The sequence below is a fragment of the Pseudomonas glycinis genome (assembly GCF_054871425.1).
Map to the genome: position 1 here is coordinate 350,127 of NZ_JBTYHF010000004.1, position 24,707 is coordinate 374,833.

A 24,707-nucleotide genomic window follows, 5' to 3' on the forward strand; every position below is an offset into this window, starting at 1 on the left:
GGATCGATTAGGCAGGTATGATAGCCGCCGAACCAAACTACTGAAAATTTATCCAGCGTTTCCAGCGCCCGACACTCAATGATCAGCACTGAACTCAAAACCACGATCCAGGGCGCCTATTCGCGTTTTCTAGAGGCCAAGAGCCTCAAGCCGCGTTACGGCCAGCGCCTGATGATCGCCGAAATCGCCAAGGTCCTCGGGGATATCGACACCGATGACGAAGGCCGGCGCAGTGGCGACCCCGCGATTGTCGCGGTGGAAGCCGGCACCGGTACCGGCAAGACGGTGGCCTACAGCCTGGCGGCGATCCCTACGGCGAAACTGGCCGGCAAGCGTCTGGTGATTGCCACCGCGACCGTCGCCCTGCAAGAGCAGATCGTCTACAAGGATCTGCCCGACCTGATGCGCAACAGCGGGCTGAATTTCAGTTTCGCCCTGGCCAAGGGCCGTGGCCGCTACATGTGCCTGTCCAAGCTCGACATGCTCTTGCAGGAAGGCCACGCGCAAACCGCCACCGCGCAGTTGTTCGAGGAAGAAGGCTTCAAGATCGAAGTCGACGAGGCCAGTCAGAAGCTGTTCACCAGCATGATCGAAAAGCTCGCCGGCAATAAATGGGACGGCGACCGCGACAGCTGGCCGAACGCGCTGGAAGACGCCGACTGGGCGCGCCTGACCACCGATCACAGCCAGTGCACCAACCGTCATTGCCCGAACTTCGGGCAGTGCGCCTTCTACAAGGCTCGCGAGGGCATGGGCAAGGTTGACGTGATCGTCACCAACCACGATATGGTCCTGGCGGATCTGGCATTGGGCGGCGGCGCCGTGCTGCCGGACCCGCGCGACACCATTTACGTGTTCGACGAAGGTCACCATTTGCCGGACAAGGCCATCGGCCACTTCGCTCATTACACACGCCTGCGCTCCACTGCCGACTGGCTGGAGACCACCGCGAAGAATCTGACCAAACTGCTCGCACAGCATCCGTTGCCGGGTGATCTCGGCAAGCTGATCGAGCAGGTGCCCGAGCTGGCGCGGGAGATCAAGACCCAACAGCAGTTCATGTTCACCGCCTGCGAGCAGATCGCCGATTTCAAACCCGGCGAAGACGTCGAAGGCCGCGAGCGACCGCGTCATCGCTTTGTCGGCGGGGTGATTCCCGAGGACATGCGCGAGATGGGCATCGAGCTGAAAAAAGGCTATTCGCGCCTTAACGACCTGTTCCAGCGCCTGACCGACCTGCTCAAGGAAGGCATGGACGGTGAGGTCAATATCGGCATCGCCAGCAATCAGGCCGAAGAATGGTATCCGCTGTTCGGCAGCCTGTTGTCCCGCGCTTCCGGCAACTGGGAATTGTGGACCGCGTTCACCGCCGAAGACCCGGAAGACAGCCCGCCCATGGCGCGCTGGCTGACCCTGGCCGAAAGCGGGTCGCTGTTCGATATCGAGGTCAACGCCAGCCCGATTCTGGCGGCGGAAACCTTGCGTCGCAGTTTGTGGAATGTCGCTTACGGCTGCCTGGTGACGTCGGCGACGCTGACGGCGCTGGGCACTTTCGACCGTTTCCGCATGCGCGCCGGTCTGCCGAAAAAAGCTGTCACGGCGGTGGTGCCGAGCCCGTTTCATCATGCCGATGCCGGCGTGCTGCGCGTGCCGGACCTGAAGGCCGACCCGCGCGATGCCGCTGCTCACACGGCGGCGATCATTCGCGAACTGCCGGATCTGGTCGAAGGTTCCCGTGGCACGCTGGTGCTGTTCTCCTCGCGCAAGCAAATGCAGGACGTGTTCGACGGTCTCGACCGCGACTGGCGCAAGCAAGTGTTCATTCAGGGCAACCTGTCGAAACAGGAAACCCTCAACAAGCACAAGGCGCGAGTCGATGGCGGTGATTCCAGTGTGCTGTTCGGGCTGGCCAGTTTTGCCGAGGGTGTCGATTTGCCGGGTGCCTACTGCGAGCACGTGGTGATCGCCAAGATTCCGTTCTCGGTGCCCGATGATCCGGTCGAGGCCGCGTTGTCGGAGTGGATTGAGGCGCGTGGCGGCAATCCGTTCATGGAAATCTCAGTGCCCGATGCCTCGCTGAAACTGGTTCAGGCCTGCGGGCGTCTGCTGCGCACCGAAGAAGACCGCGGCACCATCACCTTGCTCGACCGGCGTCTGGTCACCCAGCGCTACGGCAAGGCGATCCTCAATGCGTTGCCTCCTTTCCGTCGTGAAATATCCTGAGACACGGGTGGGCCGATTGGCCCGCCGCGTTGTCTATCTCTCTGCCACCGCTTTTCCACTGGCCTTGACTGGTCGTTAGGGAGAACTCCGTTCTTATGATCCGCCGTTCGTTGCCCGCTGTTTTCGCCTTGATCTTTGCCGCGCCGTTGCTGGCGGCCCCTGCCGGTCAGCAGACGCTGTTCAACTTCGTGCGCCCGGCCGACGTGGTCAAGGTCGCCACGGAAAACGCCGACCTGCCGCAGGCCAATGCCGAACAGACCGCGGAAGGCGAAGTGCTGCGCCGGGTGACGTTCAACCCGGTCGCCCGCCCGACCTTGCGCCTGACCCCACAGACCGGCGCTTGGGACTGGTCGCAGTCCGGCATGATGACTCTGCGTCTGCAGAGTGCGATGAACTGGGCGGTGACGGTTTATGTGCAGATCCAGAGCAACGACGGCCGCACCCTGGTCAGCCGCGTCGATCTGCCGGCTGGCCCCGCGCAAACCTTGCTGGTGCCGCTGGTGGCGTCGACGCCGCTGAGCCAAGGCATGAAAGCCGGGCCGCCGATGCCGATGACCGTCGATGGCCAACGCATCCTGCTGGCCAGCAGCACCGGCGAGATCGATCGCAGCCAGGTGGTTTCGGTAAGTCTGTCGATGGATCAGCCGAAAGTTGCGCAGAGCCTGTTGCTCGAGCGTTTCGGCGTGCAGGACGGCGAGTCGGTGACGCGCGCGGTGTACGGTAATCTGGTCGACGCATACGGGCAGTCAACCCGCAGTAAATGGCCGGAAAAAGTCAGCAGCGACGAACAACTGAAAAGCGCCGCCAGCAAAGAGCAGCAACAGCTGAATACGTGGCTGGCCGAGCGTGAAAAGGCTTCGCTGGACAAGTTCGGCGGCTGGAACAAGGGCCCGGCGTTCAAGGCCAGCGGCTTCTTCCGCACGGAAAAACGTGATGGCCGCTGGTATCTGGTGACCCCTGAAGGCCACCCGTTCTATTCGCTGGGCGTCAACACCGTCAGCCCGCAAGTCAACCAGACCTACGTGGCTGGTCGTGAGTACATGTTCGAATCGTTGCCGAAGAACGACGACCCGCTGGCCGCGCATTTCGGCGAGGGCGACAACCGTGGCGGCAACGGTGCCGATCAGGGCCGTGGCTACGGCAACGGCCGCTGGTACGACTTCTATGGCGCCAATCTGCAACGCCTGTACGGCGAACCGTGCAAGGCCGACAGCGACAACAAGGCCGGGATTGCCGAAGCGGCGAAGGCGGGGGCGGCTGAGGCCGGCTCGGTGCAGGCTGCTGAAACCGCAGCGGTGCCTGCTGAGCCAAAATCCGGTATTGCCGAAGCGGCGCAGACCGATGCGGTGCAAGCGTCCAGCGAGGAAACCGCTCCGTGCACAGCCAGAATTGATGAAGAACGCTGGACCCGGCATACCCTCGATCGGCTGCAAGCCTGGGGCTTCAACACGGTGGGCAACTGGAGCGCGCCGTCGCTGGCGGATGCTGAGCGCGTGCCGTACACCTTGCCGCTGTCGATCGTCGGCGATTACACCAGCATCAGCACCGGCAGCGATTGGTGGGGCGGCATGCCGGATCCGTTCGATCCGCGTTTCGCCATGGCCACCGAGCGCGCCGTGGCCATTGCCGCCCGCGATCACCGTGACGATCCGTGGCTGATCGGTTATTACGCCGACAACGAACTGGCCTGGGCAGGCCCTGGCGACGATCCAAAGGCTCGCTACGCGCTGGCCTACGGCACGTTGAAAATGACCACCGACGTGCCGGCCAAACGCGCCTTTCTCAAGCAATTGCGTGACAAGTACCGCAATCAGGCCGGGCTGTCCAAAGCCTGGGGTATCGAGCTACCGGCGTGGGAGTTGATGGAAGATCCAGGCTTCGTGCCGCCACTGCCGAACCCGGAGCATCCGGAGATCGAAGCGGATTTCAAATACTTCCAGAAGGTCTTCGCCGATTCCTATTTCAAGACCATTTCCGATTCGCTGAAATGGCACGCGCCGAACCAGATGCTCCTGGGTGGTCGTTTCGCCACCAGTACGCCTGAAGCCGTGGCCTCCTGCGCGCAGTACTGCGATGTGTTGAGCTTCAACATGTACACGCTCAAGCCGCAGGACGGCTATGACTTCGCCGCGCTGGCAGCGCTGGACAAACCGGTGCTGATCACTGAATTCAACTTCGGCTCGGCCGACCGAGGCCCGTTCTGGGGCGGCGTGACGCAGCTGGCCAAGGAAGAAGATCGCGGCCCGGCCTATGCCAACTTCCTCAAACAGGCGCTGAGCGAACCGTCGATTGTCGGCGTGCACTGGTTTCAGTACCTCGACCAACCGGTGACCGGGCGTTTGCTCGACGGCGAGAACGGCCATTTCGGTCTGGTCGGGGTCACTGACCTGCCGTATCAGGGTTTTGTCGAGGCGGTGCGTAAGAGCAATCTGCAGGCGCTGGAGCAGTTGGGCAAGGAGGCGCAGAAAACCCCGGCGGCGGAAGTGGAAGGCGGGCGCAAGGCCGAGGCTGGCAAAGCGCCGGGGGCCGCGCAGGCGGGTGGGCATTCGGGGAATGGTCACTAGGTTTCAGACCGCGTTATCGTTCTTCGCGAGCAGGCTCGCTCCCACAGGGGATCTGCGCTGCTGTTGAGATCCAGTGTGGGAGCGAGCCTGCTCGCGAAGGGATCAACACAAATTGCCGATCAACCGTCTGGCCCGCGCCTGTTCCCAAATCCCTCAAGGGCTGGAACAATGCGGGCCACTTTGTAGAGCGTTTTCGCGGGGGAGTTGCGGGTGCAGATTCAGGGACATTACGAGCTTCAATTCGAAGCGGTGCGCGAGGCTTTCGCCGCACTGTTCGACGATCCCCAGGAACGCGGCGCAGCCCTGTGCATCAAGGTCGGTGGAGAAACCGTCCTCGACCTCTGGTCCGGTACTGCCGACAAGGACGGCGCCGAAGCCTGGCACAGCGACACCATCGCCAACCTGTTCTCCTGCACCAAGACCTTCACCGCCGTTACCGCGCTGCAACTGGTCGCTGAAGGCAAGTTGCAACTCGACGCCCCGGTTGCCCGCTACTGGCCGGAATTCGCCGCCGCCGGCAAAGAATCCGTCACCCTGCGCCAATTGCTCTGCCATCAGGCCGGCCTGCCGGCGCTGCGCGAACTACTCGCGCCTGAAGCCCTTTACGACTGGCAAACCATGGTCGACGCCCTCGCGGCCGAAGCACCGTGGTGGACGCCGGGCACCGGTCACGGTTATGCCGCGATCACCTACGGCTGGCTGGTCGGCGAATTGCTGCGCCGCGCCGACGGTCGTGGGCCGGGCGAGTCGATCGTCGCTCGGGTCGCCAAACCGTTGGGCCTGGATTTCCACGTGGGCCTGGCCGACGAAGAGTTTCATCGCGTGGCGCACATCGCCCGTGGCAAGGGCAACGCCGGCGACGCTGCGGCCCAGCGTCTGCTGCAAGTGACCATGCGCGAACCGACTGCCATGACTACTCGCGCCTTCACCAATCCGCCGTCCGTGCTGACCAGCACCAACAAGCCGGAATGGCGACGCATGCAGCAACCGGCGGCCAACGGCCACGGTAACGCGCGCAGTCTCTCCGGGTTCTATGCCGGCCTGCTCGACGGCAGCCTGCTCGAGAGCGAGATGCTCGAAGAGCTGACCCGCGAGCACAGCCTTGGCGACGACAAGACCTTGCTCACGCGCACCCGTTTCGGCCTCGGCTGCATGCTCGATCAACCGGACGTGCCCAACGCCACCTACGGCCTCGGCCCACGCGCGTTCGGTCATCCGGGAGCGGGCGGCTCGATCGGTTTTGCTGATCCTGAGCACGATGTGGCTTTCGGTTTCGTGACAAATACCCTGGGGCCTTATGTTTTGATGGATCCGCGCGCGCAAAAGCTGGCGCGGGTGCTTGCCACTTGTCTGTAAAGCTTCAACAGAGGTTCCAGGGTCGGAACCTCGAAGGGATTTTCGTTTCAAAACGGCTGTTTATCCGGGCGAAAGTGCTCTGATTTTTCATTACTTCATTTTGTGGATTTTCAATGTCATCTAAAAAGACCCTCGCCCTGGCCCTGTGTGTAGCGATATCCGGTTGCGCACAGACTCCGAAAAACGATGCAGATGGCGGCAGTTGGTGGCCGTTCGGTTCTTCCGACAAAGTTGCGGCTAAGGATCCGGCTCCGGTCCCGGCTCCGCTGAAACCTGCGGCGACTGCGCCAGTGGCCAAGGCTGAGAGCAGCAACCCGTGGTACTGGCCGTTCGGTTCCAGCGACGAAGCGGTCAAGGCTGATCTGAAAGCCGAGGTCAAACCTGAAGCCAAACCGGTCGAGGTGGCCAAAGCCGAGGCGCAGTCCAATGGCAAATGGTGGTGGCCGTTCGGCGGCAAGGATCAGCCAACCGCCAAAGCCGTGCCGATGCCCGATCCGAAGGTGACTCAGGCCTGGCTCGACGACTACGAGCCGCGTCTGCGTGAAGCGGTGAAGGACAGCAATCTGCAACTCGAGCGTCGCGACAACGTACTGGTAGTGACGGCGCCGGTCGAAGGCTCGTTCAATCCGGACCGCCCGGCGATGCTGCTGCCGGTCACCCTTGGCCCGTTCACTCGCGTGGCAAAAATCCTTGAAGCCGATCCGAAAACCGCGGTGCTGGTGCTCGGTCACAGTGACACCAGCGGTGCTGCGCCGGCCAACGTCAAGCTGAGTCAGGAACGTGCGCAATCGGTGGCGGCGATCTTCCGCCTCAGCGGCTTGCAACGTGATCGCCTGATGCTGCGCGGCATGGGTTCCGAAGCGCCGCGTGCGGCCAACGACAGCGTTGAAGGCCGTGCCTTGAACCGTCGTGTCGAACTGCTGGTGACGCCGCAAAACACCATGGTTGCGCTGCTGAGCAAATACAACATGCCAGCGCCGAAGCCGGTGACGATGGTTGCTGCGCAAGACGTCAAGCCAGTGGCCAAACCCGCCACCCCAGCGCCTGCTGCCAAGAAAGCAGCTGCCCCTGCGGCGAAAAAAGCGCCAGCCAAGAAAACCGCTGCCAAGGCTCCGGCGAAGAAGGCCCCGGCCAAGGCTCCGGCGAAAAAGACTGCACCAGCCAAAGCCGCCGCGACCGACAAGAAAGTCGCCGCAGCCGACGCTGCCAAGAAGTGATCCGCTAACGAAAAGGAATCCGCCATGACCCAGGCTCTGGCCGATATGCGTCGCGACTACACCCGTGACGGTTTGACCGAGGCGCAAGCCCCGACCGAGCCGTTTGCGCTGTTTCACCAGTGGTTCGCCGATGCGGTGAAAACCGAGCAGGCGCCGGTAGAAGCCAATGCCATGACCCTGGCCACGGTCGATGCCGACGGTCGTCCGCATTGCCGCATTTTGTTGCTCAAGGGCCTGGACGAGCAGGGCTTCACCTTCTTCACCAACTACGACAGCGCCAAGGGCCAGCATCTGGCGGCCAACCCGTTTGCCGCCATGACCTTCTTCTGGCCAACCCTGGAGCGCCAGGTGCGCATCGAGGGGCGGGTGGTCAAGGTCACGGCGCAAGAGTCCGACGCGTATTATCAGGTGCGCCCGCTGGGCAGCCGCCTCGGCGCCTGGGCCTCGCCGCAGAGCCGGGTTATCAACGGTCGTGGCGAACTGGAAGATTTGCTCAAGGCCACCGAGCAACGCTTCAGCGACAGCCAGCCGCACTGCCCGGAACATTGGGGTGGTTACCGCTTGTTGCCCGAGCGCATCGAGTTCTGGCAGGGCAGGCCGAGCCGCCTGCACGATCGCCTCAACTACCGCCTCCAGGGCACCGAGTGGATTCTGGAACGACTGGCACCCTGAGCAGTCTACCGAGCGAGATAAACGCGGATGGCGCAGGATCGCTGATTTGACGCTACCTTGAGTGGACGCTCGCGGGCATCTGTACCAAGCCTGAATGGAAGCCAATTTTATCCGGATGGTGTCGTGACAGGCGCCAGGCCACGGGGTTTAATGAACACATGTTCTTTTGGAGTTGATGCTATGCGTAAGTCTGTTCTGCTGGTTGCTTCTTTTTCGACGATGGCGATGTTGCTGACCGGCTGCCAATCGAGCCTCACCGGCGACTCCTACTCCCGTGACGAAGCGCGTCGTGTACAGACGATTCGCATGGGCACCATCGAATCCCTGCGCCCGGTAAAAATCGAAGGCACCAAGACCCCGATCGGCGGCGCAGCAGGCGCAGTGGTCGGCGGCGTCGGCGGTAGCGCCATCGGCGGCGGCAAGGGCAGCATCGTTGCTGCGGTCATCGGTGCAGTGGCTGGCGGCCTGCTTGGCTCGGCCACCGAAGAAGGCCTGACCCGCACCCAGGGCGTGGAAATCACCGTCCGCGAAGACGACGGCAGCATGCGCGCCTATGTGCAGCAGGTTCAGGAAAATGAAGTATTCCGCGTTGGCGAGCGGGTACGGATTTCCACCGTTGGCGGAACCAGCCGCGTTTCGCACTAAACGAGAAGCCGGGTAAAAGAAAACCCCGATCAGGTGACTGGTCGGGGTTTTTCTTTGCTTGTGAATTGTTCATTCAGTATGTGGCGCAGATGCCCATAAAGTATTCGAGGCCCTCTGGAAAGCTGACGTTGAGTAGGTTTTCCAATGCGGTTACCTGATCCTGAGTCAACAACAGCTCGCCGGGTTCCACCTCATCCAAGGGCTTTGATTCAATGAGCTGAGCCACTTTTTCATTCATCTCGCTGCCGGTGATATCCAGCTCGAATTGCAAGGAGTCATCTTGGGCTTCGTCAGGGAAAAAACCGGTAATTAAAAGAAAGTGCATGGAGCTAATACTTCCGGGGCTGTTAACCGTAGTCAAACGAAATTTGATAGTCGTGAACTCTCAAATCGATTTGATGTTGAAAATACGGCTGCATGGTGGCGAGCCAATTTTGAGCGACGTTGAAAGTGCCATTGTTGATGTTGTCCGCGGCGGGAGTCCCCAAGGCGTTTAACACTGACTCGTCACCACCCAGGTCTTTTGACGACTCTTCCCCCTGAAACTCCAAGGTTGCTGTGTCGTACCATTCCAATCTCAGTTCCAGTCCCATCTACCATTGATCACGGTAAACAAACGATACCTGATAGTCGTAGGACGAAAATTGGATTGAATGCTTGAAGTGGGGCTGGAGAGTCTTGATCCAATCGGCTTTTACATCAAATCCGCCGTTATTGAAGCTTTTCGACGGTAGGCCTAATGCTTCCATTAATGAGCCGTCCTCGCCTAGGTCTTTCGACAGTTCCTCCCCTTCACCCAGTTCGGTTTGTTGGTCGTACCATTCGAGTCTGGCTTTGAGTCCCATGTAATCCTCATAAATATTTTTTAATACTACGGTTTTTTTTGAGTGGATCTATCTGTTCACCAGTTCTGTGGTCGTAAGAGCCTAAATGGCTGCCATCACTTGCGCGGTAGGCTTCAAGCTCGCCGTGTAAATAGTCCCATTCATAAATTATTCGGCCTTTTGCATTGATCCAGCGATCCCTAAGCCCACCGTTGAACGGTGTTTTCTTTTTCGCTCTTCTTAAATCGGGAAAGGCTGTGATATCCGACGTATCGGGGGCGGGGTGATAGGTATTGTCCGTCGCCCTGCGGTGGGTTTTGCACCCGGGGAATGTCCTTGTTCCGCGCCACTGATCGTCCCTTTGTTCATCATCGACAGCCCCTCGGAAAGGGGCTGCACGACGTTATCGAAGCGGGGAAAGTGTGGCTGTAGGACGGGTCGCTAATGACGCGGGGATTGTTCGCTGCGTAACTGTAAGGCGAGGAATCTGTGGCGAGGGCCAAGCTCCCTCGCCACAGGGGTTATTGCAGTTGTGAATTCTTGCGACTCGCCGCCGCAGTCACCGCATAACCAATCACCGCCGCGAGGATCGAGCCGGTGAGGATGCCCATGCGATCCATGCCGGCGTAATCACTCACGCCCGGTTCGAAGGCCAGCGAGCCGACGAACAGGCTCATAGTGAAGCCTATGCCGCAGAGGATCGCGACGCCGAGGACCTGGCCCCAGTTGGCGCCTTGGGGCAGGGCGGCGATGCCGATCTTGACCGCCAGCCAAGTCAGGCCGAACACGCCGACGGTCTTGCCCAGCAGCAGGCCGATGGCGATGCCCATCGGTACGTCGTGGGTGAAGCTTTCGACGGTGACGCCGCTCAGTGACAGGCCGGCGTTGGCGAAGGCGAACAGCGGCAGGATGCCGTAGGCGACCCACGGGTGCAGCGCGTGTTCGAGGGTCAGCAGCGGCGACGACTCGGCGTTTTTCGTGCGCAGGGGAATGCAGAAAGCCAGGGTCACGCCGGCCAGTGTCGCGTGGACACCGCTCTTGAGCACGCAGACCCAGAGGATCAGGCCGATGATCATGTACGGCCCGAGCTTGACCACGCCGAGCCGGTTCATCGCCACCAGCGCGGCAATGCACGCAGCCGCCAGGCCGAGGGACAGGGTCGAGAGTTCGCCGGAATAGAAGATTGCGATGATGACGATGGCACCGAGGTCATCGATGATCGCCAGGGTCATCAGGAACAGTTTCAGCGACACCGGCACGCGTTTGCCGAGCAGGGCCAGTACGCCGAGAGCGAAGGCGATGTCGGTGGCGGTCGGAATGGCCCAGCCACTCAGGGCCGCGGGGTTGTCGCGATTGAGGAACCAGTAGATCAGCGCCGGCACCAGCATGCCGCCGATCGCCGCTGCGCCGGGCAGGACGATTTGCGAAGGCTTGGACAATTGGCCGTCGAGCACTTCGCGTTTCACTTCCAGACCGATCAGCAGGAAGAACATCGCCATCAGGCCGTCGTTGATCCACAGCAGCAGGGGCTTGGCGATTTTCAACGCACCGATCTGCGCCACCACAGGAGTGTCGAGCAGGCCGGTGTACAGCCACGACAGCGGTGAGTTGTTGATGATCAGCGCGAGAACGGCTGCGGCGATCAATAGCAGACCGCTGGCGGCTTCCAACTGAAAGAAACGCGTGAAAGTGCTACGCAGAGGCAAGGTCGCTCTCCATCGAATCAAGAAAAAGGTGAAACACCCTAACCCGTACCGTTAGTTGTTAAAACAAAAGTTATATTCTTTTTTGTTATATGTCGTTACAGGCTGTCTGGTACGGGCAGCACTGAGCCTAGCAGTTGCCTGACACATTGAGACTCAGCTGTATCTTTGCCGCCTGCGGGATTTTTCCTAAGCTTGCGGCAGACCTTTTTCAGAAGACCGATCTTCTGGCTGATTCAACGAGAACCGAAACCATGAGCGACAACCGACAGTGGGCCCGCGAAGCCATCCGCATCATCGAGGCGGACTTCCAGCGCAGCGCCGACACCCACCTGATCCCTTTGCCGCTGCCCGGTTTTGCCGGCATCGAGTTGTATTTCAAGGACGAATCCAGCCACCCGACCGGCAGCCTCAAGCACCGCCTGGCCCGCTCGCTGTTCCTTTACGCGCTGTGTAACGGCTGGCTGAAACCCGGCGCGCCGGTGATCGAAGCGTCCAGCGGCTCGACGGCGATTTCCGAAGCGTATTTCGCGCGCATGCTCGGTTTGCCGTTTATCGCGGTGATGCCCGCGACCACTTCGAAAGAAAAGATTGCCCAGATTGCCTTCTACGGCGGCCAGAGCCATCTGGTGCAGGATCCGACGCAGATCTACGCCGAATCCGAGCGCCTGGCCCGCGAGCATGGCGGTCACTTCATCGATCAGTTCACTTACGCTGAACGCGCCACCGACTGGCGAGCGAACAACAACATCGCCGAGTCGATCTTCCAGCAGATGCGCTACGAAAAACACCCTGAGCCGACCTGGCTGATTTCCAGCCCCGGCACCGGCGGCACCACCGCGACCCTCGGCCGTTACGTGCGCTATCGCCAGCACTGCACCCGCGTGTTGTGTGCCGATGCCGAGCGTTCGGTGTTCTTCGATTTTTACCAGACCGGAGATGCCAGCCTGCGCCTGGACTGCGGCTCGCGCATAGAAGGCATTGGCCGGCCTCGGGTGGAAGCGTCGTTCCTGCCCAAGGTGATCGATGCGATGGTCAAGGTGCCGGACGCCTTGTCGCTGGCGGCCATGCATTATCTGGCGCAGCGTTTGGGGCGGCATGTCGGCGGGTCGAGCGGGACCAATCTGATCGGTGCGCTGATGGCAGCGCAGCAGATGAAAGCGGCGGGGCAGTCTGGGTCGATCGTGGCGATCCTGTGCGATGGCGGCGAGCGTTATGCCGACACTTATTACGACCAGCAATGGTTGAAAGCGCAGGGTTACGAACTGGGTGAGTTGATTGCAGCAGTGGCGGCGAGTGCCGAGCGCGGGGAGGCGCTGCCGACCTCGGTGCTGCGCGCCAACATCTGAAGAAACGCAAAAACCAATGTGGGAGCGAGCCTGCTCGCGAAGGCGTCATCTCATTCAACATCATCATTGACTGAAATAGCGACTTCGCGAGCAAGCTCGCTCCCACAGGGTTTGTGTTGTGTCAGCTTATGCGGATCAGGCTTCCAGGCCGAGGATATCGCGAGCCACTGCCTCGGCAATGCGAATCCCGTCGACACCCGCCGAGAGAATCCCGCCGGCATAGCCCGCGCCTTCACCGGCCGGGAACAGGCCTTTGACGTTCATGCTCTGCAGCGACTCGTTGCGGGTGATGCGCAGCGGCGATGAAGTGCGCGTCTCGATCCCGGTCAGCACGGCGTCGTGCAGCGAATAACCGCGAATCTGCTTCTCGAACGCCGGCAAGGCTTCACGGATCGCCTCAATGGCAAAATCCGGCAATGCCAAGGCCAGATCGCCCAGCGCCACGCCCGGCTTGTACGACGGCTCGACTTCGCCCAGCTCGGTCGACGGCTTGCCGTTGATAAAGTCGCCAACCAGTTGCGCGGGAGCCTTGTAGTCACTGCCGCCAAGGATGAACGCGTGGGATTCCAGGCGCTCCTGCAACTCGATACCGGCGAGCGGGCCGCCCGGATAATCGACTTCCGGGGTGATGCCGACGACGATGCCGGAGTTGGCATTACGCTCGTTACGCGAGTACTGGCTCATGCCGTTGGTGACCACGCGATTCGGTTCCGACGTCGCCGCGACCACGGTGCCGCCCGGGCACATGCAGAAGCTGTAGACCGAACGCCCATTCTTGGCGTGGTGCACCAGTTTGTAATCGGCAGCGCCGAGTTTCGGGTGGCCGGCGTATTTGCCCAGGCGCGCGCGGTCGATCAGCGATTGGGGATGTTCGATGCGGAAGCCCACCGAGAACGGCTTGGCCTCCATGAACACGCCACGGCTGTGGAGCATGCGGAAGGTGTCGCGGGCACTGTGGCCGAGGGCCAGAACCACATGCTTCGAATGCAGGGTTTCGCCGCTGGCCAGTTGCACGCCGACCAGTTGGCCATCTTCGATCAGCACGTCGCTGACGCGCTCCTGGAAGCGCACTTCACCGCCCAGTTCGCGGATCTGCTCGCGCATGTTTTCGACCATACCGGTCAGGCGGAACGTACCGATGTGCGGCTTGCTGACGTAGAGGATTTCTTCCGGCGCACCGGCCTTGACGAACTCGTGCAGGACTTTGCGGCCGAGGAATTTCGGGTCCTTGATCTGGCTGTACAGCTTGCCGTCGGAGAACGTGCCCGCGCCGCCTTCGCCAAACTGTACGTTGGACTCGGGATTGAGCACGCTTTTGCGCCACAGGCCCCAGGTGTCCTTGGTGCGCTGACGGACTTCGGTGCCGCGTTCGAGAATGATCGGTTTGAAGCCCATCTGCGCCAGCAGCAGGCCGGCGAAGATGCCGCACGGGCCGAAACCGACGACGATCGGCCGCTGGCCGAGATCGCTCGGTGCCTGGCCGACGAATTTGTAGCTGACATCCGGCGCCACGTTGACGTTACGGTCGTCGGCGAACTTGCCCAGCACCCTGGCCTCGTCGCGCACGTTGAGGTCGATGGTGTAGATGAAGCACAGTTCGGAGGACTTTTTGCGCGCGTCATAGCTGCGCTTGAACAAGGTGAAATCGAGCAGATCATCGCTGGCGATGCCCAGGCGTTGCACGATGGCGACGCGCAGGTCTTCTTCGGGATGGTCGATTGGCAGCTTGAGTTCGGTGATTCGTAACATGGCGGGGATCCGGATTCGCGGGGCGCACAACTGCGCCAGGGCGTTTGAAGGCGGCGATTATAAGCCGCCGCGAGCGGATCCGTGGGGGAAAAACGATCAGTCGTTACGCGCGCCGCCGAAATAGCCGCAGCCGCGCTGCACCTGACCGTCGATACGCAACTCGGCGCTCATGTGCTGCACGCTGCCGGTGCTGCTGTCGACGCAGCGCTGTGGCGCGACCCACAATTCGATGCGCTGGTTGTTGGCTTCGCTGCTTAGATTGAAGCGGCCGTCGCCCAATTGCTCTTCCACATACGGCACGGCCAGCGGCGGCTGGCCGTCGCGCTCGATGACCATGCCTTTGCCGCTGACCTTGACGTTCCATTCCGGGCCATGGCCGGCGGCGCGCAGGATCAGCAGTTTGAAATTCGGATCGTCGCAGGCCGTGCCCGAGCGCTCGACGCGATACAACTGGCCGAGGTCGAGACGATCGCCGGAAAACTTGCCGCGCACATCGGCAAACAGCTTGCCCTGCTCGTCGGCGAGGGTGGCGGCTTCTTGCAGGACGCTGGTGCCGCCGATGTCGTTGACCACCAGTTGCCGCTGCTCCTGGCACGGCTGAAACACCAGTTTGCCGTCGGCGGCGGTCAGTTGCCCCTGCATCCGCGTCTGCCCGGCATGGGACACACTTTCACGCTGGCCGTCGAACAACTGGCAGGCGGCAAACATCGGCAGCAGGGCAACGAGGACGAACGAACGGGCAACACGCATCTTTGGCTCTCCAGACAAGTGTCGCCACGTTACGCAGCCTGACCGTTCATCACAAGGGCCTTAACTCACGTGAAACGTCTGACCGGTTTGCAGGCCTTCGACACTTTTCGCGTAGGCCAATGCCACTTCCGCTGCAGCAACCGGCTTGAAGCCACGGAAGTAGGGCGCGTATTTACCCAGGGCTTCGGTCAGCACGGTCGGGCTCACCGAGTTCACCCGCAGGCCACGCGGCAGTTCGATGGCGGCGGCGCGGACGAAGCTGTCGAGGGCGCCGTTGACCAGCGCTGCCGAAGCGCCGCTGCGAATCGGGTCGTGGCTGAGCACGCCGGTGGTGAAGGTGAACGAGGCGCCGTCATTGGCGAACTCGCGGCCGATCAGCAGCAGATTGACCTGGCCCATCAACTTGTCTTTCAGGCCGAGGGCGAAGCTGTCCCCTGTCATCTCGTCCAGCGCTGCAAACGTCACGTTGCCCGCCGCGCAGATCAAGGCATCGAACTTGCCGGTCTGTTCGAACAGCTTGCGGATCGACGCGCTGTCGCTGATATCCACCTGCAAGTCACCGCTGTTGCGACCGATACGAATGACCTCGTGGCGTTGCGACAACTCTTTGTCCACCGCCGAACCGATAGTGCCGCCTGCGCCTATCAACAGAATTTTCATCGAGCTGTACCTCATGTGTGCGAATGAGGTTTCAGTCTAGAGTGGTTTTTTCTGCGGATAAGCGCACTAATAGGCAACCTTTGGTTTTCAAATGGAAACAATCCATGAGCGAAATGGATGACCTTGCCGCGTTTGCCGTGCTGATCGAAGCTGGCAGTTTTACCCTGGCCGCGCAGCAGTTGGGCTGCAGCAAGGGCCAACTCTCCAAGCGCATCAGCCAGCTCGAAGCGCAATTCAGTGTGGTGCTGCTGCAACGCACGACCCGGCGCTTGAGCCTGACGGCGGCGGGGGCGGCGCTGCTGCCGCAGGCTCAGGCGCTGGTGGTTCAGGTCGAACGCGCACGGCAGGCGTTGGCGCGGTTGAAGGACGACATGGCCGGTCCCGTGCGCATGACGGTTCCGGTGTCGCTCGGCGAGACCTTCTTCGATGGCTTGTTGCTGGAGTTTTCCGGGCAATACCCGCAGGTGCAGATCGAGTTGGAGCTGAACAACAGCTATCGCGATCTGGCCCGCGATGGCTTTGATCTGGCGATTCGTGCCGAAGTGGCCAATGACGATCGGCTGGTGGCCAGGCCGCTGTTGGCGTGGCACGAAATGACCTGCGCCAGCCCGGCCTACCTCGAGCGCTTCGGCGAGCCGGCGACGCCGCATGCCTTGGTCGAGCATCGTTGCCTGCTCAACAGCCATTACAGCGGCCGCGAAGAATGGCTGTATCACCAGCAGCACGAGTTGTTGCGGGTGCGGGTTTCGGGTCCGTTTGCCAGCAATCACTACAGCCTGTTGAAGAAAGCAGCGCTGTCCGGCGCCGGCATCGCCCGTTTGCCGTCGTATCTCCTGCAAGCGGAACTGGCGGACGGCCGCTTGCGCTGGTTGCTGCGCGATTACCAGACCCGGCGCATGCCGATGTATCTGGTGCACCCGTATCAGGGTGGATTGCCGAAACGCACGCAGGTGCTCGCGGATTATCTGATGGGCTGGTTCAAGCGCAGTGGCGAGGCGCTGGATCGACTCCAGCGCTGATGTGATCTCCAACAGGGGGGATCTTATTTTGCGAAACGGCGCGCGATCAGCTGATCGATCGACAATTTGCCCGGCCCGGTCGCCATCAGGTACAGCAACACCGCCGCCCAGGTGCCATGGGTCGGGTAGGCATCCGGGTAGACAAACAGTTGGATAGTCAGGGTCATGCCCAGCAGCGCCAGCGCCGAAAACCGTGTGGCGAAGCCGAGCAGGATCAGCAGCGGAAACACATGCTCGGCAAACGCCGCCAGATGCGCGGCAATTTCCGGCGACAACAGCGGCAGGTTGTACTCGCTCTGAAACAGCGGAATCGTCGAATCGGCCAAACGTGGCCAGCCCAGTTCAAAGGTTCCGTCAATCAAATCGACGGCCAGTCCTTCGACCTTGGTTTGCCCGGATTTCCAGAACACCGCAGCGATGGAAAAACGCGCGATGAGGGCGATCAGGCTGTGCGGGATTTTTTCGAACAGCGCGATGACGCGCAGGATAAAAGCCTTCATGGCAACTCCTTGTAATTCAGACGGGTAATTGCGTTGTGCGCAATCAGTAAGGCGAGGGTTTGGGCGAGATCGAACGGCGGGCTGTTTTCTGCCGCCGCGAGCAGTGGCGAGCCCTGGAACAGATGACCAATGAACACGCTCGCACCCGGTTCAAGAGCGAACACCTCAACGTCGAGACCATTGCGCAGCACCAGGGCATGCTGGCCTTGATTGAGGCCAATGCCCGCCAGACTTGGCTCCTGCTGATGCGCGGCCCAGATCGCCACCACCGCGAAAGCAGAGTCGAGCAGGTGCAGCGAGGGATGCAGTTCGAAACACAGTTCACTCAGCGACTGCGGATCGGCCAGCGCGGCACTGACTTGTTCAGGCCGGATCGGCTGCGCATCAGCGGCGTGGTAGGCAACAGTACGCAAGTGCTCCAGTCGCGCGACGTCAGCGACATAAGGCACGCCGGCAATGGGTTCGAATTGTGCGATGAAGTCGGCGAAGTGCTCGCCATAGCGGCTCATCAACGGACTGTGTGGCGGCTGACTCTGGACGAAAATCGCCGCCATGGCGCTGAAGAATTCCTCGCCGACCAATTGCAGCACCACCGGATAACTGTCGGCCAGGGCATTGATCAGCGAGCTTTGCACGTTGTTGCGATAGACCGCGAAACGCCGCGACGGATCGGCGCCATTGCGGCTGCACAGGCCCTTGGGATACGGCAGTTGCGCATTGAGCAGGGCGGCTGCGAAGTCCGCTTGCGTGCTCATGCCGCACGCTCCGCTTGGCGCAACAGCGTCTCGGCTTGCTGCGCTTCGGCGAGCAAAACAGCGAAGGCCGGCACCTGATTATCCCGTTCGATCAACGTCGCCACCGGGCCGATACGGCGCAGCACTTGCCGGTACAGATCCCAAACGGCCTGATCAACCGGCGCGCCGTGATCGTCGATCAGCAAGCGATCGCCGAGGTTGTCGCAATCTTCAGCGAAGCCGGCCAGATGAATCTCGCCGACTGCGTGCAGCGGTAACGCATCAAGGTAGGCCAAAGGATCGCGCTGATGATTGATGCACGACACGTAGACATTATTGACGTCGAGCAACAAGCCGCAGCCGCTGCGGCGGATCACTTCGCCGATGAACTCGGCCTCGTCGATCGTCGAGTGCTCAAACCCCAGATAGGTCGCCGGGTTCTCCAGCAGCATCGGTCGTTTCAGAGTGTTCTGCACCTGGTCGATGTGCGCACAGACGCGGTTCAGCGTCGGCGTGTCGTAAGCCAGTGGCAGCAGGTCATTGAGGAACACCGGGCCGTGGCTCGACCACGCCAGATGTTCGGAAAAGGCTTGCGGTTGATAGCGCTCGATCAGCTCGGCGAGGCGTTTGAGGTGCTGGCTGTCCAGCGGGCCTTCGCCACCGATAGACAGGCCCACGCCGTGCAATGACAGCGGGTACTGTTGGCGAATCAGACCGAGAAAATGATGAAACGGGCCGCCGGCCACCATGTAGTTTTCGGCGTGGACTTCGAAGAAACCGAGGTCCGGTACGGAGCCGAGCACTTCGAGGAAGTGCCCGGTCTTGAGCCCCAGCCCGGCGCGGGCAGGGAGCTCGGTGCGAGCTGCCTGAGTGCGCGGCAGGGACGGTTCGTGATGACTGAACATGGGCGTCACTCAGGCAGGCCGTGGATCAGGACTTGGCTTTGAAGGCTTCGAGCTGACCGAAGCCGGTCGGCGAGGTTTTGCTTTCGGTGGTGGCGCAGGTGCCTTTCGGAACGAGCTTCCAGGCGTTGGCCTGGTAGTCCATTTTCGCCGTGCCGGCGCAGGTAGTCCCGGCACCTGCGGCGCAATCGTTCTTACCCTTCATGGCCACGCCGAAGCATTTTTCCATGTTGGCATCGGCGGCATGGGCGGTGGAGACAGTGGCGATGCTCAGAGCGGAACCGAGGGCCAGAACCAGGGCGGTAGCGGACAGGGTACGGGTAGTCGCAGTCATGATGTTTCTCCAGTTTTTATCAGGGTTTCTGCAAGCGGTTTGCGCTTGCTTGTCCCTCTAGAGAACGGGTGGGGGGATGCGTTACAGGTGGGGCGAGAAATTTATGAAAAATTTCGGATTCAGCAGTATCCCTGTGGGAGCGAGCCTGCTCGCGAAGGCGGTGTGACATTCAACATTATTGGTGCGTGATACATCGCTTTCGCGAGCAGGCTCGCTCCCACAGAGGATCGGTGTTTTTCGTTTGGGCATGAAAAAACGGCCCGAAGGCCGTTTTTTATTCAGCGGAAACACTCAACCGCCGAGGTACGCCTCGCGTACTTTCGGATCGGTCAGCAGCGCTTCACCGGTGCCTTGCATGACCACGCGGCCGTTCTCCAGAACGTAGGCGCGGTCAGCGATTTTCAGCGCCTGGTTGGCGTTCTGCTCGACCAGGAACACCGTCACACCGTCCTTGCGCAGCTGTTCGATGATGTCGAAGATCTGCTGGATGATGATCGGCGCCAGACCCAGCGATGGCTCGTCGAGCAGCAGCAGCTTGGGCTTGCTCATCAGCGCACGGCCGATGGCGAGCATTTGCTGTTCGCCGCCGGACATGGTGCCGCCGCGCTGGTTGAAGCGTTCTTTCAGGCGTGGGAAAAGTCCGAGAACCTTGTCCATCTGTTCCTGATAGTCGCCCTTGTCGGTGAAAAATCCGCCCATGGACAGGTTTTCTTCCACGGTCAGACGGGCAAACACCCGACGCCCTTCCGGGACCACGGCGATGCTCTTGCGCATGATCTGCGACGAGTCCTGGCCGACCAGCTCCTCACCCATGTAGCGGATGCTGCCGCTGTGCGCCTGCGGCGAACCGCACAGCGTCATCAGCAGCGTGGATTTGCCGGCACCGTTGGCGCCGATCAGCGTCACGATTTCGCCCTGACGGACTTCGACGTTGACGCTGTGCAGGGCCTGGATCTTGCCATAGAAGGTGGAAACGTTTTCGAACTGCAGCATTTACGCTTCCCCCAGGTAGGCTTTGATCACTTCAGGATTGTCGCGGATCTGTTCCGGCGTGCCGTCGGCCAGGGGGGTGCCCTGGTTGATCACGACGATGTGGTCGGAAATGCTCATGACCAGTTTCATGTCGTGTTCGATCAGCAGCACGGTGACGTTGTGCTCTTCGCGCAACACACCGATCAGCGCCTTGAGGTCTTCGGTTTCCTTCGGGTTCAGGCCGGCGGCCGGTTCGTCGAGCATGAGAATCCGAGGGCGGGTCATCATGCAGCGGGCGATTTCCAGACGCCGTTGCTGGCCGTAGGCGAGGGTGCCGGCGGTGCGGTTGGCGAACTCTTTGAGGTTGACCTTTTCCAGCCAGTACTCGGCAAATTCCATGGCCTCGCGCTCGCTTTTGCGGAACGCCGGGGTCTTGAACAGGCCGGACAGGAAGTTGGTGTTCAAGTGACGGTGCTGGGCGATCAACAGGTTCTCGACCGCGGTCATGTCCTTGAACAAACGCACGTTCTGGAAGGTCCGCACCACGCCTTTGAGGGCGATCTTGTGGCCCGGCAGGCCTTGGATCGGCTCGCCGTCGAGCAGGATGCTGCCGCCGGTAGGCTGATAGAAGCCGGTCAGGCAGTTGAACACGGTGGTCTTGCCGGCGCCGTTCGGGCCGATCAGTGCAACCACCTGTTTTTCCTTGACGGTCAGCGCCACGCCGTTGACCGCGAGCAAGCCGCCGAAGCGCATGCTCAGATTTTCGACTTTAAGGATCTCGCGGCTCATTTGCGCAACTCCATGTGTGGGCGTTGCATCGGCAGCAGACCTTGTGGACGCCAGATCATCATCAGCACCATCAGCGCACCGAACATCAACATGCGGTATTCGCTGAACTCACGCATCATTTCCGGCAACAGGATCATCACGATCGCCGCCAGAATCACGCCCAGTTGCGAGCCCATGCCGCCCAACACGACGATGGCGAGGATGATCGCCGACTCGATGAAGGTGAACGACTCGGGCGTCACCAGACCCTGACGCGCAGCGAAGAAGCTGCCGGCGAAACCGGCGAACGCAGCACCCAGGGTGAACGCGGAGAGCTTGATCACAGTCGGGTTCAAGCCCAACGCGCGGCAGGCGATTTCGTCTTCACGCAGTGCTTCCCATGCGCGACCGATCGGCATGCGCAGCAGACGGTTGATCACGAACAGCGCGGCCAGTGCGAGCAACAGCGCAACCAGGTAAAGGAAGATCACCTTGTTGATCGAGTTGTATTGCAGGCCGAAATACTCGTGGAACGTCTGCAGGCCTTCGGCGGCTTTGCGCTCGAAGGTCAGGCCGAAGAACGTCGGTTTTTCGATGTTGCTGATGCCGTTCGGGCCACCGGTGATGTCGGTCAGGTTACGCAGGAACAGACGGATGATTTCGCCGAAACCCAAGGTAACGATCGCCAGATAGTCGCCACGCAGACGCAACACCGGGAAGCCCAGCAGGAAGCCGAACGTCGCCGCCATCAGGCCGGCAATCGGCAGGCAGATCCAGAAGCTCAAGCCGTAGTAATGCGACAGCAGCGCGTAGCTGTAGGCGCCGACGGCGTAGAAACCGACGTAACCCAGGTCGAGCAGACCGGCCAGACCGACGACGATGTTCAGGCCCAGGCCGAGCATCACGTAGATCAGGATCAGCGTTGCGATATCCACCGCGCCACGGGAGCCGAAGAACGGCCAGACCAGGGCGATCAGAATCAGCGCAATGATGAAATAGCGCTGGGTGGTTGGCAGGGTCAGGAAGTTGCTGGCCTTGGCCGGGATCAGCGGCATGCCCGGCGAGGAGCGCCAGGCGTTGCTGATCTGCTGATTGAACAGCACGCGCAGGAACATCAGCACCGAGCAGATCGCGATGGTCGCGAGTACCGCAGGGCTGGTGTTGTGCACTTCCAGATTGATGCCGACGATGGTCAGTTTCAGACCCAGTACCGGGTAGGCCACCGCCCACACCAGCAAGGCACTGAACAGTGCCTGTTTAAGATTCCTAGTCATACTTTCTCAACCTCCGGACGGCCCAGAATGCCGGTCGGACGGAACAACAGCACCAGAACCAGCAGGCCGAACGCAACGACGTCCTTGTACTGGTCGCCGAAGATATCGGCACCGAACGCTTCCGCTACACCGAGCACCAACCCGCCGAGCATGGCCCCGGGGATGCTGCCGATGCCGCCCAGTACCGCAGCGGTGAAGGCCTTGAGGCCGACGAGGAAACCGGCGTTGGGGTTGATCACGCCGTATTGCATGCTCAGCAGCACTGCGGCAACGGCGGCCAGCGCAGCACCGATGACGAAGGTCAGGGCGATGATGTTGTTGGTGTTGATGCCGAGCAGGTTGGCCATCTTGATGTCCTCGGCACAGGCGCGGCAGGCGCGGCCCAGACGGGAACGGGAGATGAACAGGGTCAGGCCGAGCATGGCGATCAGGGTCACCACGAACACCACGATCTGCATGTAGGAAATCAGCACTTCTTGTGCGCCACCCGGACCGAAGGCGAAGTTGCCCGGGATCAGGTTGGGGATAGCTTTGTCCTTGGAGTCTTGCGCCAGCAGAACGGTGTTCTGCAGGAAGATCGACATACCGATGGCAGAAATCAGCGGGATCAGACGGTTGCTGCCGCGCAGGGGACGGTAGGCAATCCGTTCGATGCTGTAACCGTAGGAACTGGTGACGACGATGCTGGCGATGAACGCCGCAGTCATCAACAGCGGGACACTGTCGAGTCCCATCATGGTCAGCCCGGCGATGGCGATGAAGGCCACGTAGGAACCGATCATGTACACCTCGCCGTGGGCGAAGTTGATCATTCCAATGATGCCGTAGACCATCGTGTAGCCGATGGCGATCAGGGCATACATGCTGCCAACGTTGAGGCCGTTAACCAGCTGTTGGAAGAAGTGATAGAGGTCAGGCATTACAGCGCTCCTAAAAACCTGTACGCATTTCACTGGTGGAGTCATTTTCCCGCCCGGCCCCGTGGATCTCTATCCACTTCGAATCCGGGTTTTGCCAGCGAACCGCTGATGACGGTTTTGAGATTTTCAGGTGGGCCGACTGGCGGATCACGCCAGCGCGGCCCATACATTCGCAAAACAAAGCCCACGGCACGCCGTGGGCTTTATTGGCAGTCAGTCGGGCAAGGCCTTACTGAGGCGAAACTTCGGTTTTAGGTTTGCCGTTGTGCCACTCGTACACGACAAATTTGAAGTCCTTCAGGTCGCCCTTGTCGTCGAAGCTCAGGTCGCCGGTCGGGGTCTTGAACGAACCGGCGTGGATGGCTTCAGCCACTTTGGTAGCGTCTTCGGACTTGGCCGCCTTGATGCCTTCGGCAATCACGGTCACCGCCGAGTAGGACGGGAACACGAACGGACCGCTCGGATCTTCCTTCTTGGCTTTGAACGCGTCAGCCAGGGCAACGTTGGCCGGATCCTGGTCGAAGGATTTCGGCAGGGTCACCAGCAGGCCTTCGGACGCGTCCTTGGCGATCTGGGTGATCGAGTCGTTACCCACGCCTTCCGGACCCATGAAGCGGGCTTTCAGGCCTTTTTCCTGAGCTTGGCGCAGGATCAGGCCCAGCTCCGGGTGGTAGCCGCCGTAGTAGACGAAGTCGACGCCGGCTTGCTTGAGCTTGGCGATGATGGCGGAGAAGTCCTTGTCGCCAGCGTTGACGCCTTCGAAGACGGCAACCTTGGTGCCTTTCTTCTCGAGGGTCGATTTCACGGCGGTGGCGATGCCTTCACCGTACTGCTGTTTGTCGTGCAGCACGCCAACCACTTTCGGTTTCACGTGATCGGCGATGTAGTTGCCGGCGGCAGGGCCCTGGGCGCTGTCGAGACCGATGGTGCGGAAGATCATTTTGTAGCCACGGGCGGTGATGTCCGGGCTGGTGGCAGCCGGGGTGATCATGATCACGCCTTCGTCTTCGTAGATGTCCGAAGCTGGCTGAGTGGAGCTGGAGCACAGGTGACCGACCACGAACTTGACGCCGTCGTTGACGACCTTGTTCGCTACCGCTACCGCTTGTTTTGGATCGCAGGCATCGTCGTATTCAACGGCTTCGAGTTTCTTGCCGTCGACGCCGCCCTTGGCGTTGATCTGCTCGATGGCCATTTTCGCGCCACTGAACTGCATGTCGCCGTACTGGGCTACTGGACCGGTTTTAGGACCGGCGATACCGATTTTGATGGTGTCAGCTGCGAACGAATGGCTGGCAACCCCGGCCAGAACCATAGCGGCAAACAGTTTGGAAATCTGCTTAGTAGCCTTAGTCATAGTGCTCCACTCTTACTGTTGTATTTTTTAGAGTTCTGGCGCCGTAGCAGCAGAACCGGGTCAGATATCTTTGCGATACCCTCCGGAAAATGCCCCGGCAACTGTACCGGTACAGTGTAGAGCGCCGCTTGATCAACTGGGAAGCGGGCGCCACGGGGCAAAACTTGGGGGTGTCGCATTTTTGAATGAAAGAGACAGAATTGCGGCGGGGCAAT

Annotated in this window: 24 protein-coding genes and 1 pseudogene; 8 read left to right on the plus strand and 17 right to left on the minus strand. The window is 60.9% G+C overall.

Annotated features, from left to right (window positions below; genetic code table 11):
- Nucleotides 1-78 precede the first annotated feature (78 nt).
- From dinG to ACYSTU_RS12095, 6 genes are all read left to right on the plus strand, one after another.
- On the plus strand, nt 79-2,223 hold the full coding sequence (dinG, locus tag ACYSTU_RS12070; protein ID WP_024011911.1) for an ATP-dependent DNA helicase DinG: 2,145 nt from the start codon (nt 79-81) through the stop codon (nt 2,221-2,223).
- A gap of 95 nt (nt 2,224-2,318) precedes the next feature.
- On the plus strand, nt 2,319-4,787 hold the full coding sequence (locus ACYSTU_RS12075; protein WP_498998746.1) for a beta-galactosidase: 2,469 nt from the start codon (nt 2,319-2,321) through the stop codon (nt 4,785-4,787).
- 210 nt (nt 4,788-4,997) lie between these two features.
- Nucleotides 4,998-6,143, plus strand: coding sequence for a serine hydrolase domain-containing protein (locus tag ACYSTU_RS12080; protein WP_498998750.1), 1,146 nt, complete (start codon nt 4,998-5,000; stop codon nt 6,141-6,143).
- Between the two features lie 113 nt (nt 6,144-6,256).
- Complete coding sequence (locus ACYSTU_RS12085; protein ID WP_207808268.1) at nt 6,257-7,360, plus strand: OmpA family protein; 1,104 nt, start codon at nt 6,257-6,259, stop codon at nt 7,358-7,360.
- Nucleotides 7,361-7,384: 24 nt separating this feature from the next.
- On the plus strand, nt 7,385-8,032 hold the full coding sequence (gene pdxH / locus ACYSTU_RS12090; protein ID WP_122612613.1) for a pyridoxamine 5'-phosphate oxidase: 648 nt from the start codon (nt 7,385-7,387) through the stop codon (nt 8,030-8,032).
- A 180-nt stretch (nt 8,033-8,212) separates the two neighbouring features.
- A complete protein-coding gene (locus tag ACYSTU_RS12095; RefSeq protein WP_016771369.1) occupies nt 8,213-8,677 on the plus strand; it encodes an outer membrane lipoprotein in 465 nt (154 codons plus the stop codon).
- Between the two features lie 73 nt (nt 8,678-8,750).
- Here the strand turns inward: ACYSTU_RS12095 and ACYSTU_RS12100 are convergent, their stop codons facing one another.
- From ACYSTU_RS12100 to nhaA, 5 genes and pseudogenes are all read right to left on the minus strand, one after another.
- Nucleotides 8,751-9,002 carry a pyocin S6 family toxin immunity protein gene (locus tag ACYSTU_RS12100; protein WP_136492096.1) on the minus strand — a complete coding sequence of 84 codons (252 nt, stop codon included), beginning with the start codon at nt 9,000-9,002 and terminating at the stop codon, nt 8,751-8,753.
- Between the two features lie 22 nt (nt 9,003-9,024).
- Nucleotides 9,025-9,270, minus strand: a complete 246-nt coding sequence (locus tag ACYSTU_RS12105) for a colicin E3-like toxin immunity protein (RefSeq protein ID WP_264364628.1) — start codon at nt 9,268-9,270, stop codon at nt 9,025-9,027.
- Nucleotides 9,271-9,522 (minus strand): colicin E3-like toxin immunity protein, encoded by a 252-nt coding sequence (locus ACYSTU_RS12110; RefSeq protein ID WP_130926793.1) that lies wholly within the window; start codon nt 9,520-9,522, stop codon nt 9,271-9,273. It lies immediately after the preceding gene.
- Nucleotides 9,523-9,529: 7 nt separating this feature from the next.
- A pseudogene (locus ACYSTU_RS12115) lies at nt 9,530-9,775 on the minus strand (colicin E3/pyocin S6 family cytotoxin); the annotation flags it as partial.
- Nucleotides 9,776-10,022: 247 nt separating this feature from the next.
- A complete protein-coding gene (gene nhaA, locus ACYSTU_RS12120) occupies nt 10,023-11,207 on the minus strand; it encodes a Na+/H+ antiporter NhaA (protein ID WP_122505756.1) in 1,185 nt (394 codons plus the stop codon).
- 251 nt (nt 11,208-11,458) lie between these two features.
- Here nhaA and ACYSTU_RS12125 point away from each other — a divergent pair, with 251 nt between their 5' ends.
- On the plus strand, nt 11,459-12,553 hold the full coding sequence (locus tag ACYSTU_RS12125; RefSeq protein WP_264364629.1) for a PLP-dependent cysteine synthase family protein: 1,095 nt from the start codon (nt 11,459-11,461) through the stop codon (nt 12,551-12,553).
- A gap of 135 nt (nt 12,554-12,688) precedes the next feature.
- Here the strand turns inward: ACYSTU_RS12125 and ACYSTU_RS12130 are convergent, their stop codons facing one another.
- The 3 genes from ACYSTU_RS12130 to ACYSTU_RS12140 form a co-directional block, all read right to left on the minus strand.
- On the minus strand, nt 12,689-14,302 hold the full coding sequence (locus tag ACYSTU_RS12130; RefSeq protein ID WP_498998757.1) for an NAD(P)/FAD-dependent oxidoreductase: 1,614 nt from the start codon (nt 14,300-14,302) through the stop codon (nt 12,689-12,691).
- Nucleotides 14,303-14,398: 96 nt separating this feature from the next.
- A complete protein-coding gene (locus ACYSTU_RS12135) occupies nt 14,399-15,052 on the minus strand; it encodes a COG3650 family protein (RefSeq protein WP_498998759.1) in 654 nt (217 codons plus the stop codon).
- A 60-nt stretch (nt 15,053-15,112) separates the two neighbouring features.
- Nucleotides 15,113-15,712, minus strand: a complete 600-nt coding sequence (locus tag ACYSTU_RS12140; protein ID WP_498998761.1) for a short chain dehydrogenase — start codon at nt 15,710-15,712, stop codon at nt 15,113-15,115.
- 104 nt (nt 15,713-15,816) lie between these two features.
- Between ACYSTU_RS12140 and ACYSTU_RS12145 the strand changes: the two genes are divergently transcribed.
- Nucleotides 15,817-16,731: a LysR family transcriptional regulator gene (locus tag ACYSTU_RS12145; RefSeq protein ID WP_217879441.1), complete on the plus strand. Its 915-nt coding sequence runs from the start codon at nt 15,817-15,819 to the stop codon at nt 16,729-16,731.
- A gap of 23 nt (nt 16,732-16,754) precedes the next feature.
- On the opposite strand, the gene ACYSTU_RS12150 is transcribed toward ACYSTU_RS12145, so the two are convergent.
- From ACYSTU_RS12150 to ACYSTU_RS12190, 9 genes are all read right to left on the minus strand, one after another.
- The gene (locus ACYSTU_RS12150) at nt 16,755-17,231 is read right to left on the minus strand and encodes a DoxX family protein (protein WP_136492100.1); all 477 of its coding nucleotides are present in this window, start codon (nt 17,229-17,231) and stop codon (nt 16,755-16,757) included.
- Nucleotides 17,228-17,986: an HvfC/BufC N-terminal domain-containing protein gene (locus ACYSTU_RS12155; protein ID WP_498998766.1), complete on the minus strand. Its 759-nt coding sequence runs from the start codon at nt 17,984-17,986 to the stop codon at nt 17,228-17,230. Before ACYSTU_RS12155 ends, ACYSTU_RS12150 begins: the two co-directional genes overlap by 4 nt.
- On the minus strand, nt 17,983-18,870 hold the full coding sequence (gene bufB / locus ACYSTU_RS12160) for an MNIO family bufferin maturase (protein ID WP_264364633.1): 888 nt from the start codon (nt 18,868-18,870) through the stop codon (nt 17,983-17,985). The genes ACYSTU_RS12155 and bufB overlap by 4 nt, the downstream gene beginning before the upstream one ends.
- Before the next feature lie 25 nt (nt 18,871-18,895).
- Nucleotides 18,896-19,201 (minus strand): BufA1 family periplasmic bufferin-type metallophore, encoded by a 306-nt coding sequence (locus ACYSTU_RS12165; protein ID WP_130901036.1) that lies wholly within the window; start codon nt 19,199-19,201, stop codon nt 18,896-18,898.
- A gap of 291 nt (nt 19,202-19,492) precedes the next feature.
- A complete protein-coding gene (locus ACYSTU_RS12170) occupies nt 19,493-20,194 on the minus strand; it encodes an ABC transporter ATP-binding protein (protein WP_003222380.1) in 702 nt (233 codons plus the stop codon).
- Nucleotides 20,195-20,962, minus strand: coding sequence for a high-affinity branched-chain amino acid ABC transporter ATP-binding protein LivG (gene livG / locus ACYSTU_RS12175; protein WP_016771357.1), 768 nt, complete (start codon nt 20,960-20,962; stop codon nt 20,195-20,197).
- Nucleotides 20,959-22,215 (minus strand): high-affinity branched-chain amino acid ABC transporter permease LivM, encoded by a 1,257-nt coding sequence (locus tag ACYSTU_RS12180; RefSeq protein WP_130926993.1) that lies wholly within the window; start codon nt 22,213-22,215, stop codon nt 20,959-20,961. Before ACYSTU_RS12180 ends, livG begins: the two co-directional genes overlap by 4 nt.
- The gene (livH, locus tag ACYSTU_RS12185) at nt 22,212-23,135 is read right to left on the minus strand and encodes a high-affinity branched-chain amino acid ABC transporter permease LivH (RefSeq protein ID WP_016771355.1); all 924 of its coding nucleotides are present in this window, start codon (nt 23,133-23,135) and stop codon (nt 22,212-22,214) included. The genes ACYSTU_RS12180 and livH overlap by 4 nt, the downstream gene beginning before the upstream one ends.
- A gap of 229 nt (nt 23,136-23,364) precedes the next feature.
- Nucleotides 23,365-24,492 carry a branched-chain amino acid ABC transporter substrate-binding protein gene (locus ACYSTU_RS12190; protein WP_016771354.1) on the minus strand — a complete coding sequence of 376 codons (1,128 nt, stop codon included), beginning with the start codon at nt 24,490-24,492 and terminating at the stop codon, nt 23,365-23,367.
- Nucleotides 24,493-24,707: the final 215 nt, after the last annotated feature.

Coding starts and splice junctions, on each gene's coding strand:
- ACYSTU_RS12170 (WP_003222380.1), bottom strand. CDS start 20,194: ATGCTGCAGTTCGAAAACGTTTCCACCTTCTATGGCAAGATCCAGGCC.
- ACYSTU_RS12190 (WP_016771354.1), bottom strand. CDS start 24,492: ATGACTAAGGCTACTAAGCAGATTTCCAAACTGTTTGCCGCTATGGTT.
- ACYSTU_RS12165 (WP_130901036.1), bottom strand. CDS start 19,201: ATGACTGCGACTACCCGTACCCTGTCCGCTACCGCCCTGGTTCTGGCC.
- ACYSTU_RS12100 (WP_136492096.1), bottom strand. CDS start 9,002: ATGCACTTTCTTTTAATTACCGGTTTTTTCCCTGACGAAGCCCAAGAT.
- ACYSTU_RS12105 (WP_264364628.1), bottom strand. CDS start 9,270: ATGGGACTGGAACTGAGATTGGAATGGTACGACACAGCAACCTTGGAG.
- ACYSTU_RS12110 (WP_130926793.1), bottom strand. CDS start 9,522: ATGGGACTCAAAGCCAGACTCGAATGGTACGACCAACAAACCGAACTG.
- ACYSTU_RS12130 (WP_498998757.1), bottom strand. CDS start 14,302: ATGTTACGAATCACCGAACTCAAGCTGCCAATCGACCATCCCGAAGAA.
- ACYSTU_RS12075 (WP_498998746.1), top strand. CDS start 2,319: ATGATCCGCCGTTCGTTGCCCGCTGTTTTCGCCTTGATCTTTGCCGCG.
- livH (WP_016771355.1), bottom strand. CDS start 23,135: ATGCCTGACCTCTATCACTTCTTCCAACAGCTGGTTAACGGCCTCAAC.
- ACYSTU_RS12085 (WP_207808268.1), top strand. CDS start 6,257: ATGTCATCTAAAAAGACCCTCGCCCTGGCCCTGTGTGTAGCGATATCC.
- dinG (WP_024011911.1), top strand. CDS start 79: ATGATCAGCACTGAACTCAAAACCACGATCCAGGGCGCCTATTCGCGT.
- ACYSTU_RS12150 (WP_136492100.1), bottom strand. CDS start 17,231: ATGAAGGCTTTTATCCTGCGCGTCATCGCGCTGTTCGAAAAAATCCCG.
- ACYSTU_RS12180 (WP_130926993.1), bottom strand. CDS start 22,215: ATGACTAGGAATCTTAAACAGGCACTGTTCAGTGCCTTGCTGGTGTGG.
- pdxH (WP_122612613.1), top strand. CDS start 7,385: ATGACCCAGGCTCTGGCCGATATGCGTCGCGACTACACCCGTGACGGT.
- ACYSTU_RS12140 (WP_498998761.1), bottom strand. CDS start 15,712: ATGAAAATTCTGTTGATAGGCGCAGGCGGCACTATCGGTTCGGCGGTG.
- ACYSTU_RS12095 (WP_016771369.1), top strand. CDS start 8,213: ATGCGTAAGTCTGTTCTGCTGGTTGCTTCTTTTTCGACGATGGCGATG.
- ACYSTU_RS12135 (WP_498998759.1), bottom strand. CDS start 15,052: ATGCGTGTTGCCCGTTCGTTCGTCCTCGTTGCCCTGCTGCCGATGTTT.
- bufB (WP_264364633.1), bottom strand. CDS start 18,870: ATGTTCAGTCATCACGAACCGTCCCTGCCGCGCACTCAGGCAGCTCGC.
- ACYSTU_RS12125 (WP_264364629.1), top strand. CDS start 11,459: ATGAGCGACAACCGACAGTGGGCCCGCGAAGCCATCCGCATCATCGAG.
- ACYSTU_RS12155 (WP_498998766.1), bottom strand. CDS start 17,986: ATGAGCACGCAAGCGGACTTCGCAGCCGCCCTGCTCAATGCGCAACTG.
- ACYSTU_RS12145 (WP_217879441.1), top strand. CDS start 15,817: ATGAGCGAAATGGATGACCTTGCCGCGTTTGCCGTGCTGATCGAAGCT.
- livG (WP_016771357.1), bottom strand. CDS start 20,962: ATGAGCCGCGAGATCCTTAAAGTCGAAAATCTGAGCATGCGCTTCGGC.